This window comes from Achromobacter sp. Marseille-Q4954, assembly GCF_943737025.1.
Classification (GTDB): Bacteria; Pseudomonadota; Gammaproteobacteria; order Burkholderiales; family Burkholderiaceae_B; genus Achromobacter; species Achromobacter bronchisepticus_A.
In genome coordinates this window covers 3321823-3338602 of sequence record NZ_CALSFQ010000001.1, presented here as the reverse complement: position 1 = coordinate 3338602, position 16780 = coordinate 3321823, and the positions used below count along the sequence as shown (strand labels likewise).

14 protein-coding genes and 1 pseudogene are annotated in these 16780 nt (G+C 66.8%); 9 read left to right on the top strand and 6 right to left on the bottom strand.

Going from position 1 to position 16780, the window contains the following annotated elements; translation table 11 throughout:
- Positions 1-100 precede the first annotated feature (100 nt).
- Genes tssM through NGK62_RS15645 form a run of 3 tightly spaced genes read left to right on the top strand, consistent with a single transcriptional unit; the run spans position 101 to position 5582 of the window.
- Positions 101-3805, top strand: a complete 3705-nt coding sequence (gene tssM / locus NGK62_RS15655; protein ID WP_118935190.1) for a type VI secretion system membrane subunit TssM — start codon at positions 101-103, stop codon at positions 3803-3805.
- Positions 3802-4785, top strand: coding sequence for a type VI secretion system-associated protein TagF (tagF, locus tag NGK62_RS15650; protein WP_059371248.1), 984 nt, complete (start codon positions 3802-3804; stop codon positions 4783-4785). The genes tssM and tagF overlap by 4 nt, the downstream gene beginning before the upstream one ends.
- A 2-nt stretch (positions 4786-4787) precedes the next feature.
- Entirely contained in the window at positions 4788-5582 is a 795-nt protein-coding gene (locus NGK62_RS15645; protein ID WP_251879096.1) for an OmpA family protein, read from the top strand.
- A 47-nt stretch (positions 5583-5629) separates the two neighbouring features.
- On the opposite strand, the gene tssA is transcribed toward NGK62_RS15645, so the two are convergent.
- Positions 5630-6730: a type VI secretion system protein TssA gene (tssA, locus tag NGK62_RS15640; protein WP_251879094.1), complete on the bottom strand. Its 1101-nt coding sequence runs from the start codon at positions 6728-6730 to the stop codon at positions 5630-5632.
- Positions 6731-6902: 172 nt separating this feature from the next.
- Between tssA and NGK62_RS15635 the strand changes: the two genes are divergently transcribed.
- Together NGK62_RS15635 and NGK62_RS15630 are read left to right on the top strand one after the other, a co-directional pair.
- Positions 6903-7154: a hypothetical protein gene (locus NGK62_RS15635; RefSeq protein WP_251879093.1), complete on the top strand. Its 252-nt coding sequence runs from the start codon at positions 6903-6905 to the stop codon at positions 7152-7154.
- Positions 7155-7190: 36 nt separating this feature from the next.
- Positions 7191-7460, top strand: coding sequence for a PAAR domain-containing protein (locus NGK62_RS15630; RefSeq protein WP_042795237.1), 270 nt, complete (start codon positions 7191-7193; stop codon positions 7458-7460).
- Here NGK62_RS15630 and NGK62_RS15625 read toward each other — a convergent pair.
- Positions 7457-7903, bottom strand: coding sequence for a hypothetical protein (locus tag NGK62_RS15625; RefSeq protein ID WP_353506919.1), 447 nt, complete (start codon positions 7901-7903; stop codon positions 7457-7459). The genes NGK62_RS15630 and NGK62_RS15625 overlap by 4 nt on opposite strands.
- Positions 7904-8084: 181 nt before the next feature.
- Here NGK62_RS15625 and NGK62_RS15620 point away from each other — a divergent pair, with 181 nt between their 5' ends.
- Both NGK62_RS15620 and NGK62_RS15615 read left to right on the top strand, forming a co-directional pair.
- Positions 8085-9476: a hypothetical protein gene (locus NGK62_RS15620; protein ID WP_251879091.1), complete on the top strand. Its 1392-nt coding sequence runs from the start codon at positions 8085-8087 to the stop codon at positions 9474-9476.
- A 56-nt stretch (positions 9477-9532) separates the two neighbouring features.
- The gene (locus tag NGK62_RS15615) at positions 9533-9697 is read left to right on the top strand and encodes a hypothetical protein (protein WP_165867768.1); all 165 of its coding nucleotides are present in this window, start codon (positions 9533-9535) and stop codon (positions 9695-9697) included.
- Positions 9698-9709: 12 nt separating this feature from the next.
- On the opposite strand, the gene NGK62_RS15610 is transcribed toward NGK62_RS15615, so the two are convergent.
- On the bottom strand, positions 9710-10465 hold the full coding sequence (locus NGK62_RS15610; RefSeq protein ID WP_059371476.1) for a 5'-methylthioadenosine/adenosylhomocysteine nucleosidase: 756 nt from the start codon (positions 10463-10465) through the stop codon (positions 9710-9712).
- 340 nt (positions 10466-10805) lie between these two features.
- Between NGK62_RS15610 and NGK62_RS15605 the strand changes: the two genes are divergently transcribed.
- Together NGK62_RS15605 and NGK62_RS15600 are read left to right on the top strand one after the other, a co-directional pair.
- Positions 10806-11846 carry a T6SS phospholipase effector Tle1-like catalytic domain-containing protein gene (locus NGK62_RS15605; protein WP_059371243.1) on the top strand — a complete coding sequence of 347 codons (1041 nt, stop codon included), beginning with the start codon at positions 10806-10808 and terminating at the stop codon, positions 11844-11846.
- A gap of 280 nt (positions 11847-12126) precedes the next feature.
- Positions 12127-13812, top strand: a complete 1686-nt coding sequence (locus tag NGK62_RS15600; protein WP_251879089.1) for a GGDEF domain-containing protein — start codon at positions 12127-12129, stop codon at positions 13810-13812.
- A gap of 66 nt (positions 13813-13878) precedes the next feature.
- Here the strand turns inward: NGK62_RS15600 and NGK62_RS15595 are convergent.
- The 3 genes and pseudogenes from NGK62_RS15595 to NGK62_RS15585 form a co-directional block, all read right to left on the bottom strand.
- A pseudogene (locus tag NGK62_RS15595) lies at positions 13879-14200 on the bottom strand (DUF1016 N-terminal domain-containing protein); the annotation flags it as partial.
- Positions 14201-14264: 64 nt separating this feature from the next.
- Entirely contained in the window at positions 14265-15569 is a 1305-nt protein-coding gene (locus tag NGK62_RS15590; protein WP_251879087.1) for an ABC transporter substrate-binding protein, read from the bottom strand.
- Between the two features lie 36 nt (positions 15570-15605).
- Positions 15606-16730, bottom strand: coding sequence for a zinc-dependent alcohol dehydrogenase family protein (locus NGK62_RS15585; RefSeq protein WP_251879084.1), 1125 nt, complete (start codon positions 16728-16730; stop codon positions 15606-15608).
- Positions 16731-16780: the final 50 nt, after the last annotated feature.

Below are 16780 nucleotides of genomic sequence, written 5' to 3'. Positions count from 1 at the left end.
AACCATGCGCAGCCCCTCCGATCTCCTATCCGGCGCCTCCCGCGCCATCAGCGAAGGCCGACATTGGTCCTCGCGCGCGCTGGCCAATCCGCGCACCTTCATGGCGCTCGGACTGGTGGCCCTGGTGGTATTCCTGTTCCTGTTCGCCGACACGGTGGAGATCGGCCTGGTCTGGGCGGGCATCGCGCTGGGCGTATGCGTGCTGCTGTGGCTGTGCGCCTATCTGTGGCGCCGGCGGCGCGCACGCAGCGCCAACAGGAACCTGGGCGACATGCTGGAGCAGCAGGTGCAGACCGGCGCCGCCGCCAACCGCAACGACGTGGAAGCGCTGCGCACGCGGCTCACCCAGGCGGTGCGCACCATCAAGACCTCGAAGATCGGCCAGACCTCGGGCAACGAGGCCCTGTACGAGCTGCCCTGGTACATCGTCATCGGCAACCCCGCGGCCGGCAAGAGCAGCGCCGTGATCAATTCCGGCCTGCAGTTCCCCTTTGCGGATAAGAACGGCGCGGCGGTGCGCGGCGTAGGCGGCACGCGCAACTGCGACTGGTTCTTCACCACCGAAGGCATCCTGCTGGACACCGCCGGACGCTACTCGGTGCATGAAGAGGACCGCAACGAATGGATGGGTTTCCTGGACCTGCTCAAGCGGCATCGTCCCAAGGCGCCCATCAACGGCATCATCGTGGCCGCCAGCATCGATGAGCTGACGGGCGCGGGCCCGGAATTCGCGATCAACCTGGCCAAGAACCTGCGCCAGCGCGTGCAGGAGCTGACCGACCGCCTGGAAGTGTTCGCGCCGGTCTACATCATCTTCACCAAGGCCGACCTGATCTCGGGCTTCAGCGAGTTCTTCTCCGACAGCGACCAGAGCGAGCGCGACCGCGTCTGGGGCGCGACCCTGCCCTACGGCGCCGAGGAAAACCGCGACGTGCTGGCGCTGTTCGACAGCCGCTTCGACGAACTGTATGAAGGCCTGAAGGAAATGGGCACGGCGCAGATCTCGTTGCGCAACAGCCGCGACTTGCCGCCCGGCCTGCTGACCTTCCCGCTGGAATTCGCCGGCATCAAGCCGGCGCTGCGCACGTTCCTGTCCACGCTGTTCGAGACCAATCCGTTCCAGTACAAGCCGGTGTTCCGCGGCTTCTACTTCACCAGCGCGCTGCAGGAGGGCGTGACGCAAAGCACTTCCACCGAACGGCTGGCCGAACGCTTCGAGCTGCGTCCGGCCGCGCGCGCGCAGTCGCGCAGCGTCACCTCCAATAACGGCTTCTTCCTGCGCGACCTGTTCTCCAGCGTGATCTTCGCGGACAAGAAACTGGTGCGCCAGCACGCCAGCCCCGCCAAGACGCGCATGCGCTACCTGGCCTTCTTCGGCCTGGTGCTGGCGCTGGGACTGGTGCTGGGCGGCTGGAGCTGGTCCTATCTGGGCAACCGCCAACTGGCGCAGAACGTGCAGGCCGACCTGGACAAGGTGGTGCGCCTGCAAAGCGAGCGCACCGACCTGCAAAGCAGGCTGGAAGCGATGGAGATCCTGCAGGACCGCATCGAGCAGCTGGACCGTTATTCCTCCAGCCGCCCGTGGTCGCTGGGGTTGGGCCTGTACCAGGGCGACGTGCTGAAGGAGCGGCTGCTGGCCGAGTACTACAACGGCGCGCGCCAGTTCATGCTGACGCCGGTGAAGGCCAGCCTGGAAGACTTCCTGGCCAAGGTCGACACCTCCGCCGCCGCAGCCAGCGGCAGCGCGCCGCAACCGGCGCCGCAGCAAGCCCGCGCCGCGCACGCGGCCAATGGCGACACCCTGTTCCAGGACGCCTCGCCCACCAACGCCGACGACGCCTACAACGCGCTCAAGACCTACCTGATGATGGCCAACCATCAGCACGTGGACCCCACGCACCTGTCCGACCAGATCACGCGCTTCTGGCGCGGCTGGCTGGAAACCAACCGCGGCGCCATGCCGCGCGACCAGTTGATCCGCAGCGCCGAGCGGCTGATCTCGTTCTATGTCGGCCGCGCGCAGGACGAAGGCTGGCCGCAGATCGACACCAATCTGGCGCTGGTCGAAAAGACCCGCGGCAGCCTGCGCGCCGTGATGCAGGGCATGCCGGCGCGCGAACGCGCCTATGCCACGCTCAAGGCCCGCGCCGCGACGCGCTTCCAGGCCATGACGGTGGCGCGCATCGTCGGCGAGAACGACGCGGGCGTGGTCGCGGGCAGCTATGCCATTCCGGGCACGTTCACGCGCGAAGCCTGGGAGCAGTACATCCAGCCCGCCATCGGCGAGGCCGCCAAGAAGGAAGTGCAGACCAGCGACTGGGTGCTGGGCGTGAACGCGCGCGACGACCTGACGCTGGAAGGCAGCCCGGAGCAGATCCAGAAAAGCCTGGCGACGATGTACAAGACCGAGTACGCCGAGGAGTGGCAGAAGTTCCTGCGCGGCGTGACGATCAAGCCCTTCACCAGCTTCGAGCAATCGGTGGGCGCGATGAACCGCCTGGGCGATCCGCAGACCTCGCCCATCGCCAAGCTCATCAACACCACCTATGAGCAGACCTCCTGGGACAATCCCTCGCTGATCAACGCCGGGCTGCAGCAGGCCCAGAGCGGCGTGGTCGGCTGGTTCAAGCGCGTCATCCTGCGCCAGACGCCGCCATCCGCCGCGCCCGCCACCGCCGCCAACGGCGAAGCGATTCCGATGGGGCCGGTGGGACGCGAATTCTCCGATGTGGCGCGCCTGGTGGTCACGCGCGACAACCAGTCGCTGCTGGGCAACTACATGGGCGCGCTGTCGAAGATACGCACCCGCTTCAACCTGCTGAACAACCAGGGCGACCCCGGCCCCGGCGCGCTGACGCTGATGCGCCAGACGCTGGAAGGCAAGGACTCGGAACTGGCCGACGCGCTGAAGCTGGTGGACGAGCAGATGCTGGCGGGCATGTCGGCGACGCAGCGCGAGACCCTGCGCCCGCTGCTGGTGCGCCCGCTGATCCAGGCCTACGCCGTGACCATGCAGCCGGCGGAATCCGAGCTGAACAAGGTCTGGAACGCGCAGGTCTACCGCCCGTTCAACCAGACCCTGGCGGAGAAGTACCCCTTCGCCAGCCGCGCCAGCGTCGAAGCCAGCAGCGATGAGATCGGCCAGGTATTCGGCCCCCAGGGCAGCATCGCCAAGTACGTCAACGACACGCTGGGCCCGCTGACCGTGCGTCGCGGCGACATCCTCACGGCGCGCACCTGGGGCGACATGGGCGTAAGCCTGCAACCCACCTTTACGGCCAACTTCGCGCAGTGGGTGGCGCCGCTCTCGGGTGGCGCGGCCGGCAGCGGCGCGGCCAGCCAGCCGCAGACGCTGTTCCAGATCCAGCCCAAGCCCGCGGCCGGCGTGACCGAGTACACCATCGAGATCGACGGCCAGCAGCTGCGCTACCGCAATACCCCGCCGCAGTGGGTCAATTTCGTGTGGCCCAACGCCCAGGGCGCCCCCGGCGCACGCATCACCGCCACCACCTTCGACGGCAGCGTGGTCGAGATCGTCAACGAACCGGGCCGCTTCGGCCTGGAACGCCTGATCTCCACGGCCCAGCGCACCGCCAACGCCGACGGCAGCTTCAATATGAGCTGGGGCAAATCCAACGTGACGGTGCCGGTGAAGCTGCGCATCATCAGCAACGCCCAGGCGCCCGGCGCCGGCGGCAGCGAGCCCGGCGGCAGCCAGGGCCTGCGCAACCTGCGCCTGCCCTCGTCCGTGATCGGCGCCTCTTCCGAATCCTCCGCCCAGACGCAACCCGGAGCGCCGCAATGAGCAACCCGCAGTCCCCCTTGTTCCGCACGGCCTACTTCGGCAAGATTCCCAGCCGCGGCGACTTCGTGAAGAACACCTCGCATCCGCAGTTGATGGCCACGCTGGATGCCTGGGTCGCCAGCACCATGGAGATGCTGGCGCAGGAGCCGCACTGGAAGGCGCTGTACGACGAGGCCGAGCCCATGCCGTTCGCCATCCTGGGGTCGCGCGGCAAGCTGGCCATCGCGGGGCATCTGCAGCCCAGCCAGGACCTGTCGGGCCGCCGCTACCCCTTCCTCTCGGCCACCTCGGTGGAAGTGCAGAAGCCGCTGGCCTTCATTGCCCGCAGCCCCATCGCCTTCAGCCGCATGTGGAACCGCATGAGCGGCGCCGCCGCCCTGCTGATGCAGGACGGCGATCCCGCCTCGGCGCTGCAGACGCTCAACGAACTGGAAGGCGAAATCCGCACGGCCGCCGACGACGGCTTCGATGCCTTCGTCGACCTGCAAACCGTGGAACGGCTGGAGGCGATGCTGCGCGGCAACGGCCACGCCGCGCGCGTGCACGACATCATCCTGGCGCTGGGCATCCTGCTGGAGCCGGTGATGTCCAGCGGCTCTTCGCAGCTGGACAAGGGACTGTCGCTGCCGCTGCCGGACGATCCGCTCTACATCAACCTGGTGGCCGCCTACTGGATGACACTGATCTCGCCCTTCCTGTCGCGCGCGGACTTCGAGATCACCCTCTTCATCGGCCGCATTGCCGGCAAGCACCGGCTGGCCGTGGATTTCCGCGGCGCCTCGCCCCAGACGCTGGCCAGCCTGCTGTCCACGCCGCAGGCGTATGCCGAACAGCACATCGTGCTGGAGGACGCGCCCTGGGTCCGCAACCACGTGTCCGCCAGCCATGGCCTGGCCAAGCTGTCCAGCTACCTGGACCAGCCGCGCCTGTCCCTGCGCCTGGCGCTGGATACCTTTCTTGAAGTCTTTACCGGAGCCTGACCATGCGCCTTTCCTTAATGCTCATGGCGGCGCTGTATGCCTGCACGGCCGCGGCCCAGGACGCGGCGACGGTAGTGCCCGCCAACGTCATCCCCCAGCCCGGCCAGGTCGTGGCCAGCGGCGCCGTGCCGGACGAAGCCGCCAAGGCCGACGTGCTGGCGCGGCTGCAGCAGGTGTACGGCGTGGGCAACGTGATCGACCAGATCGACGTGGGCGGCGTGGTCGCGCCGCCGAACTGGTCGGAACACGTCGGCAAACTGATCGGCCAGCCCTTGAAGCAGATCAACCGCGGCCAGCTGGAAATCGACGGCACCCAGATCCGGCTGCGCGGCGAAGTGCAGAACGAAGCCTCGCGCCAGCAAATCGCCAGCGCCTTCGCGACCTCGCTCAATCCCACCTACAAGATCGTCAACGGCCTGCGCGTATCCGCCAGCAAGGACGAACAGGGGCTGCTGGACCAGGTCCTGACCAACCGCGTGGTGGAATTCGAGACCGGCAGCGCCACGCTCACGCCGCGCGGCCGTGAACTGCTGGACAAGGTGGCGGACGTGGTGCCCAAGCTGCACAGCGACAAGGTGCAGATCATCGGCCACACCGACAGTTCCGGCAGCCGCAGCACCAACCTGGCGCTGAGCCAGGCGCGCGCCGATGCGGTCAGGACCTATCTGGTGGACAAGGGCCTGCCGCCAGCGCGCTTCGAGACGCTGGGCGCGGGGCCGGACCAGCCGGTCGCCACCAACGCCACCGCCGAAGGCCGCGCCAAGAACCGCCGCATCGAGTTCCGCGCCAGCCGCTAGGCGTCAGGGCGGCCCGCAAGGGCCGGCTCGCCAAGGGGACTTTTCGTTCAGCCGTTGTGGTCCGGCGGCTTGGGCACCCCCAGCAGCTCTTCCAGGCCGGACAGCGCATCGCCGTTCTTGAGAACGGTGCGCAGCCACAGGTGCAGCGACATCTCGCCCCAGCTGGCGGCCTTGTCGGCCAGATAGGCCACGGGGCTGTGAGGCTCGGTTCGGCGGAAGAACTCCGCCACTTCGCGCAGCTGAGCCAGCGCCTGCTCGCGCGTTTGCAGCGGGCCGCGCGCGGCTGCGGGCGCGGCGGAATCAGGGGCGTCGGCGGACAAGGTCGGCTCCATCCGGGTGGCTGCGGGTGCAGCGGGGGCAGCGGCCGGCGCCGCGGCATCCGCGCGCACCAGCAGCCCGGCGTCGCGAGCGAAGCGACGGGTCAGCTCGGTGACGTCGCGCAACGCGTCGCGCACCGGCGAGAAGGCAGGGCCCTCGTCGCCCAGGCGCTGCGCCAACGTCTGTTCCAGCGTATCCAACGCCGCGAAGCAGCTTTGCAGATTGCCTTCCAGCTCGGAGTAGAAGGCTGGCGGCGTGTCGCGGCGCGCGGCGTCGAACTGGTCCAGCGTAAGCTTGCCGCGCGTGATATCGGCCGCGTTCTGCGGCGCGCGCTTGACCGCGTTGGCCAATTGCGAGGCGCTGTCCCACAGGGCCGCGCCATAGCGCCCGCCCTCGGACTGCGTCAGCGGCAGCTCGCGGATCAGCTGTTGCGAGCGTGCCAGCAGCCAGGCCAGATTGCCCACGCGCTGCTGCACGTCGCCTTCGTCCGGCACGGGATGCAGGCCGTCCCAGTAATGGCGGCACAGGCCGTCCACCAACAGATAGCCGTCGCGCAGTCCAACGAAGCCGCGCGTCTTGGCCCAGGCTTCGGCCAGCCAGGCCGCCACGCGCACATCCTTGCTCTGTTCTTGCAGCACGGTGGTGCAGATGCGGATGACTTCCGGCCAGTCGGCCTCCTTGATGTCGATGACCCAGTCGCCCTGGTCCAGGTTCGGATCATCGTGGCGGCGCGCTTCGCGGATGGCGTCGAATTCGGCGGAAAACACCATGTCGACGCCGCAGGGCGCCTCGCCCGCAATGGGCTGCAGCAATGTGTCGATATCGCTCATATATATCTGGTCGGATGGCAGGATCGCGGCCGCCGGGCCAGCGGCGGGCGGCGATAAGAGGACCGATCCTCCCATATCTGTAACGACGTTGCGTTTGAAGATGACACGTCCTATTACAAAACGCATCACGGACCCTGGATATCATGCGGGTTCCCCAGGACAAGGATGCGCGATGAACAAGTCATTCCACATGATGCCCGACGGCCGCTTCATCAATGGCAAGCCGCGCCGCTGCCCCGACGGCACCTGCGTCGGCGACGGCGGGCCCATCACGCGCGCGCCGGACGGCACTTACGTTGCCGGCAAGCCGCAGCGCGCGCCTGACGGCCGCTACCTGGGCGGCGACGGCCCGGTCCGCATGGCGCCCGACGGCACCTTCGTCACCGGCACGCCGCGGCAGGCCCCGGACGGCACCTATCTGTAAGCACACATAACCAAACTGACAGGGCAACAGGCAGCCATGGCGCAGCTATCGGTGATACGCAAGGGCGACCGCACCTCGCATGGCGGAGTGGTCGTCACGGGCGACGAAACAGTCATGATCTTCGGCCAGCCCATGGCCCGGCTGGGCGATCGCGTCACCTGCCCCAAGTGCAGCGGCACGCATACCATCGTCGAAGGCGCGGCCGCCGTCAGTTCGGACCGCCGCACCGCGCTGGAAGGCATGAAGACATCCTGCGGCGCGACGCTGATCGCAAGCCAGCAGTTCTACCGGCTGGAGCAGGGCTAGGCCGCGGACCGCGCAAGCACGCGCCGCAATCCCAGGCGCAACCCCAGCACGGCGAACGCAATCGGCAGCACCATGCGCCACTGCGCCACGAACAGTTCCATCGTGGCCTCGCCCGGCGCCCAGGTGTTGCCGAACACCTGAGGCTCGGGCGGCGCCAGATACAGCGCGACCAACGCGGCGGCCAGCGTCGCCGCGGTCCGCCATGCGGCCGAGCGGCGCACCCGCGCCACGCGCTCGGCCAGCGCCAGCGTCAGCAGGCCCGCCAGCCCCGCCACGGCGGCATCGACATAGAACTCGAATGGCCCGTACAGGTACGGCGCGTCCGGAATCATCCAGCCGTAGGCATCGGTCTTCAGCACCGAAGTCAGGCAAGCGCCGAACAGCGCCGCCGCGGCGGACAGCAGCAGGAAATCACAGAACCGCAGGAAGACTCTCGGCATCATGGAACGGGAATGCGCCGCATGCGGCGGCGGGGTGCGGGCGCAAGAATGCCACAGGACCGCGTCCGCTGCATCCGATCCTTCGCTGCCGCCGTGTTTGCGCGCGAACCAGCGGCACAACGCGTTCTCTGAGAGAATGCCGCCTGTCTCTCAGGCTCTCTCGCTCAGACCTCAAGCAGCACCCATGACGCTTCCGCAATCCAGGCTGTACCCGTTGCTGTTGTCCGGCGCGCTCGCGCTTGCCCAGGTGGCTCTGCCGGCCTATGCCTGCGCCGGCTCGTCCTCCCGGAAACCCGCCACCCGCAGCACGCCCGCGGCCCCGCCCCAGGGCATGCCGCAGTATGGCAAGGGAGAACATGGCCGCTACCTGATCCTGAGGCTGGACAACAGCCGCGGCGGCGCCATTGCTCCCAATACGCCATACCGCCTGTTCCTGACAGATAAAGACCAGTCCATCGAGGGTACGCCCGACCACGACGGCATCGTGCACGGCGTCACCGACGCGCTGGGCCGCAGCGCCTGGATCTGGACCCGCGAGGCGCATTCCGCCGATGACTTCACCCTGATCCGGCGCATAGGCAGCGGCGCCTGGGGCAGTGTGTTCCAGCTGCAGCGCGGCGGGGATAAGGAGCCGCTGGGAGGTTGGCCTTACGTCACGACCATGCATGTGCGCTGGGGCGAGCAATGGGTGGACCTTGGGTACACCACCGCCCAGGGCAATACCGCCTATTTCACCCACGACCAGCCCGCTGCCACGCTGTCGATATCCACCGAAGCGAGCGCGGCGGAAAACCGCCAGTGCTTCGACGAGCTGGACGCCATCAACCGCAAGTTCAGCCAGGACGATGCCGAGGGCGCATTGCAGCTGGTGGATGCCACCGCCTGCGGCGCAGAGCCGCAGCAACAGCTGGACATGGCCAACCTGCTGCTGATGGCCGGCCGCGCCGACCTGGCGCGCCTATGGCTGGAACGCGCCCGCTCAGGATCCGCGCCCGTGGATCGCGATGTGCTGCGCGCACGGTTCAAGCTGGAACGCCTGCTGGGCATGCCCGCCCTGGCGCTGGAGGACGCGCTGGAATTGCAGCGCCGCCAGGCCGAGACGCCGCTGCGCGACGAACCCGACTGGGCCAACAGCATCGCCTATTACCTGGCGGATTTTCCCGATCACCTGGCGCAAGCCGAAACCCAAGCGCGCCAATCGATAGCCACCGCCGGCCCGCTCCCCTACAACTTGGGAACCCTGGGCTGGATCCTGGCCCTGAAGGGCGACATCGACGGCGGGCTGGACCTGCTGAAGCAGTCCTACCGCGAGATTCCGCGCGACGAGGAAATCGTGGCCGACTACGGCCTGGCGCTGTGGCGCCACGGCCAGCAAGGCTTGGCCACCCGGCTCTGGAACCAGGCCGAGGCGCAATGCGTGTGGGGCGGGCGCATGCACGACGCGCTGCGCGAAGCCCGCCATCCGCACCCCTACTTCCAGGCGGCGAGCTCCCGCGAGGTGCAGGCCTATCAGCAGCGCTGCGCGGCGCCGCAGACCAAACGCAAGACCAGGTCCGCCACTGGCGCCGAGGCGTAAAATAACCAAGACAGACCAGCAGCGCCCCGCAACAGCGGTACGCGCAGGAGACCATCATGAAATCCGCCCTGACCCGCTTGCTTACTCTCATGGCCACGGCCCTGGTCCTGGCCGGTTGCGCGCAAGGCAATGGCGGCCCGCCCCATCCCGGCGCGGTCAATCCGTACAGCGAGGGCGGCTTCCACGACGCCGGCCCCAACTACCCCGACACCGGCCGCTGACAAGCGCCAGCTTTAGGCTTCCCGCAGCGCGCCCGACTTCAGCAGGGGCGCCAGGATGCCGGCGGTGTAGACCCGCGCCAGGTTCACCAGGAAGTCAGTGAAGTCGGCCTTCGCGGCGTGATCGGCCTGATCCGAAATCACCCGTAGCACCGCGAAGGGCACGCCAAATTCGTAGCAGACCTGCGCCATCGCCCCGCCTTCCATTTCCAGGCAGAGCGCATCGGGCAGGCGCTGGCGTAGCTGGTGCGCATAGTCATTGCTGTTGACGAAGACGTCGCCGGTGGCGATGAGTCCATGATGCACCCGCGGCGGCCGTGCGCCCTGCTCCGCCGGCAAGCCGGCATGGCCGCGCACGAACTGCCCTGCGCTTTCCAGCAATCGCCCGCTCAGAACCGGATCCGCATCGAAGCGTTCGCGCCCCAACAAGGGGATCTCATGCCGCCCGAACAGCGGCCGCGCGTCCATGTCGTGCTGCATCAGCCCGCTGGCCACGACCACGTCGCCCACCGCCACATCCTCATGCAAGCCGCCGGCCAGCCCGGTGAAGATCACCCGCGATGCCTGGAACTCCTGGATCACGATGGAGGCGGTCGCAGCCGCGGCCACCTTGCCGATCCGGCTCAACGCAATCACGCAAGGCGTGCCCCACAAGGTGCCGACGTGGAAGTCGCGCATGGCAATGCGATGGATGGCGGCGCCCGGGTCCATCGCCGCCAGCAGGTCGGCGATCTCTTCGTGCAAGGCGCCCAATATGGCTAAACGTCCCATGTACATCTACTCAGGTAATGCGCGGCCCGCGGCCGCCCTGCCCGCAACATACTCCATGCGCGCCGAGGCCGCCAACGCATGCGGGCCTAGCCACGCTTGTCATGAGGATTGCAACTTTTGATGTAGTGAAACTTTCCTGCTGCACCCGCGCCGCCCTGCGAACCTGGCCGGGGCGATGGATTGCTACCAATTAGCTAGTCAAAAAAGCGGTGTATGTCCGTTCAGCAGGGAAACCACGCACCCGGCGGCGTCTGAACGCCGTGCTAGCTTACCGTCGCGCACGACGCGGGCCATGCCAGCAAGCAGATTCATTGCAAGACTCAATCTGTGGAGAACGATCATGGTGAAGAATCTAGCCGTATTCTTCGACGGGACCTGGAACGAACCCAATGACCGCACCAACGTCTACGAACTCTACAAGGCGGCGCCCGAGACCTCCACGCAGGAGACGTTCTACATCGAAGGCGTGGGCACGCAGGGCCAGGGCCTGTGGGCGGCCATCGACAAGTTCGCCGGCGGCGCCTTTGGCGCGGGGCTGTCGGCCAACATCCGCGCGGGCTACCGTTGGCTTTGCCAACGCTACGAACCGCGCGACCGCATCTTCCTGCTCGGCTTCAGCCGCGGCGCCTACTCCGCCCGCAGCCTGGCTGGCATGGTGCGCAAATGCGGCCTGCTGAACGATCCTTCCGACAGCAACGTGGAACAAGCCTACGCGCTCTACCGCGACGACTGCATCCCCTCCTCGCTGGAAGCCGCGACCTTCCGCCTGAATTTTTCGCGCGAGACCGACGTGCATTTCGTCGGCGTCTGGGACACGGTCGGCAGCCTGGGCATACCGGTGGGCGGCATTCCTTTTCCGGGCTTCTCCAGGTTCTACAACTTCCACGACACCGAACTCAGCAACCACGTCCATCACGCCTATCACGCCATCGCCACCAACGAATTCCGCGAACCGTATGCGCCGACCCTGTGGACCCGTCTGGCCAACTCCGAGCCGCGCCCGCCCGACCATCCGGTCGAGCAGCGCTGGTTCATCGGCGCCCATTCGGACGTCGGCGGCGGCTACCGCGACGGCAGCCTGCAGACGCTGCCGGCTTCGTGGCTGCAGGAGAAGGCGCGCCAGGCCGGCCTGGAGGCCGGACTGGCGCAACGCGTCGCCACGGACTACGACCAATGCGAGCCGCACGATTCCTACCGCGAGTTCACGGAGAAGGTGCTGATCCATGTGAAAAAGCGGCCCAGGCTGTGGGACGGCGCAACCGTGCTCAATCTGACGGTGGACGAACAGCTGCTCAAGCGGTTCGGGCGCAGCCTGGATTTCCTGAAGGAGTACCCCGACTTCAAGGACGCGCTGGAAAAGCTGCCCGTGGCGCGGCCGTGACCCGCCCGCCGCGCGCGGGCGGCGAACGCAATGTGAGGACTCGCAATAGAGTGATGCAATGCGCTCGGAAATGAGACTATGCGATTTAATGCGATACAAACTTCCACCTGTCGGAATGTGGAGGGGAAACAATGCTTATGCGTAGCGCATTTCAAGTAACCTCCGGCCACCAGTCATTGTTCCGAGCCGATGTTTACGCATGTTCCGCAATGTCTTTGCTCTCAAATCCCTTGAAAGGTATTTCCTGACACTGGCTGCAGGCGTAGCGCTGCCGGTTTCCATGCTGACCGTGATCGTGGTGCAGCAGAACTGGCGGTCGCTGGCCGCCACCGACGACGCCCTGAGAGGCTTCGTCGTGGTCCGCACGACCCTGATGACGATGGAGGCCGTATCCGCCGAACGCGGCCCCATGAACTCGGCGCTGGGTTCCGACCTGCCGGTCCCTGAAAACATCCTGCACGCGCTGGACCAAGCCCGCCAGCACACCAATGCGCAGATCGCCGACCTGCTTGCGCTCTACCGCGCGCCCCTCAATCCCAACGGCGCCCGCGAATTCACCAACATCCAGCGCATCCGCGAGTCCCTGTTGAACGCCCGCGCCAGCGCCGACGCAGCCATCGCCGCGCCCCGCGCCCACACCTCCGGCCACAACCTGTCGACAGTGGTCGGCGACATGGTCGCGGTGGTTCCCGAACTGCGCGCCGCGATGTCCGACGGCATCGGCCTGATCGCCCGAAACCAGGGCGAAGACTTCGACCTGCTGTCGCTGGCGCTGCTGGCCGGCGAACTGCGCGAACAGGCCGGCCTGCTCGGCTCCACGTTCGCGCCCGCCCTCAGCAAGCGCCGCACCCTGACCGCCAGCGACCAGCTGCGGATAGAACGCGTGATCGGCCGCATCGACCAACTACGCGCGCTGATCGACGCCAACATCGCCAGCATGCCGCGATACGCCTCCTCCCTCGCCTACCGCGAACTGCAGCAGCAGTACTTCGGCGACGGCATGAACTACCTCGACAGCGTGCGCGCCATGGCCGAACGGGTGCCCGAAGAATCCCTGGTATCGATGTACGAACTGGGCGCGAACTATGTGCCGCGCATGAAGTCCATCCTCCGGTTCCGCGACCTGATGCTCAATGAAGTGGAGCGGCGCATCGGCGAAAACCGCCAGGCCGCGATCCGCGTGCTGCTGACCACCCTGGCGGCCGCCGCGATGCTCACCGCCGCGTTGATCATCGGCTTGTCCATGTTCCGCAAGCGCGTCATCCGGCCTTTCGTGCGCGCCACGAACATCATCGGCGCGATCGCAAAAGGCGGCGACGTGCCGGCCATTCCGGCGGACCAATACCGCGGCGAAGTGAACGGCATGTTCAAGGCCTTGAACGTGCTCAACGACAACGCCGCCGCCGTGCGCAAGCTGGAGCTCGAACGCGACCGCCTGATTCAAGACCTCGCCATCATGGCCGAAACGGATTTCCTGACGGGCCTGCTGAACCGCCGCGCCTTCGAGAAGCGCCTGGAAGCTTCGCTGGACGACATCCGCAACGACGCGCAGGACGGCCTGGGCTTCATCCTGTTCGACATCGACCACTTCAAGTCCATCAATGACACGCACGGCCATGCCACTGGCGACGAAGCGCTCAAGACCGTGGCCCACCTGTGCCGCACGACCTTCCGCGAATCCGACGTGGTCGCGCGCGTGGGCGGCGAAGAATTCGCGGTGCTGTGCCGCAGCCGCAATCCGGACCGCGTCCGGGACATTGCGGAACGCATGCGTCTGAGCATCGCGCAAACGCGGATCCGCGCCGACGGCGGTCCCTCCTTCAGCATGACCGCCAGTTTCGGCGTCTCCCATGCCCGCGGCGGCGATACGGCGGCGCTGGAGAACCTGTCGCGCCGCGCGGACGAGTTGCTGTACAAGGCCAAGCTGACCGGCCGCAACTGCGTGCTGCTCGAACAGATGGCTTGACGCGCGGACAGTGCAGACGGCAAAAGCCGCTCGCGCCACACATCCTCGCAAGTCCTCGGTAGCCGCGGAGCCGATCTGTCGGTCGAGCTGTCGCACGCTCCAGCCACCGCGCAGCGCCTCCGCCTCGTAGAACCGGCGGGCATGGTCATCCTTGACAGACAGCAACCGAACATGGGCCGGCCACGGCAAAGTAAGGACCTGGGACAGTTCGGAGAGGTCAAATGCCAGCCCGCCGCTTACCTTTCTGCTCGGCTTCGATAAGCCGGCGACCAATCTCCCAATAGCTGGCCGTCATCAGCGCATTGACGCTGCGCGCCGCCGCTAGGCGCGCGGCATCCAACAAGTCGACAATTTCGGCCGTCAGCCCGTCCAACGAATTGCCGCGCAGGAGTCACCGCAAAAAAAACCCCGGCGGATTTCCGCCGGGGCCATGCCAGCTCACACCTGCTTGCTCAGTTCGAATACACCTTGATCTGATCGCTCTTCAGCACATCGGGCGTCAAGCTCTTGTCGATCCATTCCATGGACGTGTCCGACACGCCCGGCGTCACCAGCTCGGCCGGAACGATGGTGATGTCGGCCAGCACCTTGAATGGGTACTTGTCGCTCTTCTTGGTCACGCCGAACAACTGCGCTTCCAGGCCCTGGCCGTCGGCACGCTGCATCTTCACGTCGCGGCCGTAGCCCTTGAAGGTCACGTCGTGCATCGCCGCAGCCACCTGCTCGGGGCTGGGCCAGGCGCCGCCGTTGTCCTTGATCGCCTTCTCGTAGCCCGCCTTCAGGCCCTGGATCGCTTGCACCATGTGATAGACCGAATAGATGGGATAGGCGCCGGTCTTATCGTGGAACTTCTTCACGAAAGCCTGGTGCTGCGGATCGTCCTTGGTTTCCGGATGCAGGAAATAGTGGTCGCCGCGAGCGCCGACGTACACGCCTTCGGGCAGGGCGTTGCCCAGGCGCTCCAGAGAGCTTTCGGCCAGCGACAGCACGAAGGTCGAGTTCTTGAAGAGATTGCGCTGCGAGGCCTGGCGCACGAAGTTGTCCAGGTCGCCGCCCCACGACGTGGACACGATGACGTCCGGACGCAAGGCCTGCAGGCGGCTGATCTCGGTGGAGAAGTCGGCCGCGCCGAACTTCGGGAACATCTCGGCCACGACCTTGACGTCGGGCTTGAACTTCTTCAGCGCGGCCAGGAAGATATCGCGCGAATCGCGGCCCCAGGCGTAATCCTGGTTGACGATGGCGATGGTCTTGAAGTCGGGCTTGACCTTCATCAGGTACAGCACCTGGGCGACCATCTCGGTGGTGGCATTGGCCTGGGTGCGCACCACGTACTTGTATTTCTTGCCTTCCAGTGCTTTCTCGGTGCCGCAGTCCCACAGCACGTTCAGCACCTTCAGGTCTTCCGCCACGGGCGCGACGATGTTGCAGTGGCCGCTGGAGATGGCCGACAGCATGACGCGCGTGCCGCCTTCGGCCAGACGGCGGTACTCGGACAGCAGTTTCTCGCCGCCGCCGCCTTCATCGATGTAGCTGGGCACCAGCTTCACGCCATCGATCCCGCCGTTGGCGTTGATGTCCTGGATCAGGATCTCGGCCGCATCGCGGGCGGGCACGCCGAACACGGACGCCGACCCCGACAGATAGGTCGAGATGCCAATGTTCAGTTCCTTGGGCTTGTCCGCCGCGCCTGCCAGCGCCGCGGCGCCCGACAGCAGGGTGGCGCCCAGCAGCGCCGCCAATCTAGAAGTCTTCATGGTCTTGTCTCCAGTGTTGGTATCGGGTCTATGCCCTTAGAAAACGATGGCGTCGCGCAGGCTGCCGCCGGTTGCGAGGTGATCGAACCCCTCGTTGATCTGGTCCAGCGAAAAGGATTTGCCCATCATGCGGTCGACCGGCAGCCGGCCCGCCTTGTACAGGTCGATGTAGCGGCTGATGTCGATGGCAGGCACGCCGGAGCCCAGGTAGCTGCCCCGGATCTCGCGCTCCTCGCCCACCATCTGCGACAGGGACAGCGGAAAACTGAACTTGGGATTGGGCAGGCCCGAGGTTACGGTGGCGCCGCCGCGGCGGGTCAGCTTGTAGGCGGTCTCGAACGCGGGCACCGCGCCGGCCATGTCGAAGCCGTAGTCCACCCGGCCGCCGGCCAGGTCATAGAGATCGTCATCGGACTTCAGCTGCCTGGGGTTGACGACATGCGTCGCGCCCAGTTCCCTGGCCAGGGCGAGCTTTTCGTCACTGAGGTCGACCGCCACGACGCGGCGCGCGCCGGCCGCCACGGCGGCCAGCAAGGCGCTCAGCCCCACGCCGCCCAGGCCGACGATGGCAGCGGTATCGCCTGCCTTGATGCGGGCGCGATTCAGCACCGCGCCCGCGCCTGTCAGCACCGCGCAGCCGAACAGCGCGGCCTCGCGATGGCTGAGCTCGACGTTGACTTTGACGCAGGAACGGCGCGACACCACCGCATACTCCGCGAAGCAGGACACGCCGGTGTGGTGATTGAAGTATTCGTCGCCGATGTGCAGGCGGCGATCGCCGCCCAGCAAGGTGCCCTTGGTGTTGGCCGCGGCGCCCGGTTCGCACAAGGCCGGCCGGCCTTCCATGCAGGGATTGCAGCAACCGCAGCTGGGTACGAACACCATGGCCACATGATCGCCCGGCTTCAGGTCGGTCACGCCGGCGCCGGTTTCCACGACCTCGCCGGACGACTCATGGCCCAGCACGATGGGTACGCCGCGCGGCCGGTCGCCGTTTATGACGGATAGGTCGGAATGGCATAGTCCGGCCGCCTTGATGCGCACCAGCACCTCGCCCGTGCCGGGCGGGTCCAGTTCGATCTCGGCAATGCTCAATGGCCGGGTCTGGGCATAGGGGCCTTCGACCCCCACTTCCCTCAACAGCGCCGCTCTGATTTTCATACGCCAGTCACCCACAGAAAGTATGGAGAAGCGCCCGGACGCGCCGGGCG

What these genes read in the sequence shown, in the direction of transcription:
- NGK62_RS15605 (WP_059371243.1), top strand. Translation starts at nt 10,806, where the DNA reads ATGGTGAAGAATCTAGCCGTATTCTTCGACGGGACCTGGAACGAACCC.
- NGK62_RS15600 (WP_251879089.1), top strand. Translation starts at nt 12,127, where the DNA reads ATGCTGACCGTGATCGTGGTGCAGCAGAACTGGCGGTCGCTGGCCGCC.
- NGK62_RS15635 (WP_251879093.1), top strand. Translation starts at nt 6,903, where the DNA reads ATGAACAAGTCATTCCACATGATGCCCGACGGCCGCTTCATCAATGGC.
- NGK62_RS15620 (WP_251879091.1), top strand. Translation starts at nt 8,085, where the DNA reads ATGACGCTTCCGCAATCCAGGCTGTACCCGTTGCTGTTGTCCGGCGCG.
- NGK62_RS15615 (WP_165867768.1), top strand. Translation starts at nt 9,533, where the DNA reads ATGAAATCCGCCCTGACCCGCTTGCTTACTCTCATGGCCACGGCCCTG.
- NGK62_RS15630 (WP_042795237.1), top strand. Translation starts at nt 7,191, where the DNA reads ATGGCGCAGCTATCGGTGATACGCAAGGGCGACCGCACCTCGCATGGC.
- tssM (WP_118935190.1), top strand. Translation starts at nt 101, where the DNA reads ATGGCGCTCGGACTGGTGGCCCTGGTGGTATTCCTGTTCCTGTTCGCC.
- NGK62_RS15610 (WP_059371476.1), bottom strand. Translation starts at nt 10,465, where the DNA reads ATGGGACGTTTAGCCATATTGGGCGCCTTGCACGAAGAGATCGCCGAC.
- NGK62_RS15590 (WP_251879087.1), bottom strand. Translation starts at nt 15,569, where the DNA reads ATGAAGACTTCTAGATTGGCGGCGCTGCTGGGCGCCACCCTGCTGTCG.
- NGK62_RS15645 (WP_251879096.1), top strand. Translation starts at nt 4,788, where the DNA reads ATGCGCCTTTCCTTAATGCTCATGGCGGCGCTGTATGCCTGCACGGCC.
- tagF (WP_059371248.1), top strand. Translation starts at nt 3,802, where the DNA reads ATGAGCAACCCGCAGTCCCCCTTGTTCCGCACGGCCTACTTCGGCAAG.
- NGK62_RS15585 (WP_251879084.1), bottom strand. Translation starts at nt 16,730, where the DNA reads ATGAAAATCAGAGCGGCGCTGTTGAGGGAAGTGGGGGTCGAAGGCCCC.
- NGK62_RS15625 (WP_353506919.1), bottom strand. Translation starts at nt 7,903, where the DNA reads ATGATGCCGAGAGTCTTCCTGCGGTTCTGTGATTTCCTGCTGCTGTCC.
- tssA (WP_251879094.1), bottom strand. Translation starts at nt 6,730, where the DNA reads ATGAGCGATATCGACACATTGCTGCAGCCCATTGCGGGCGAGGCGCCC.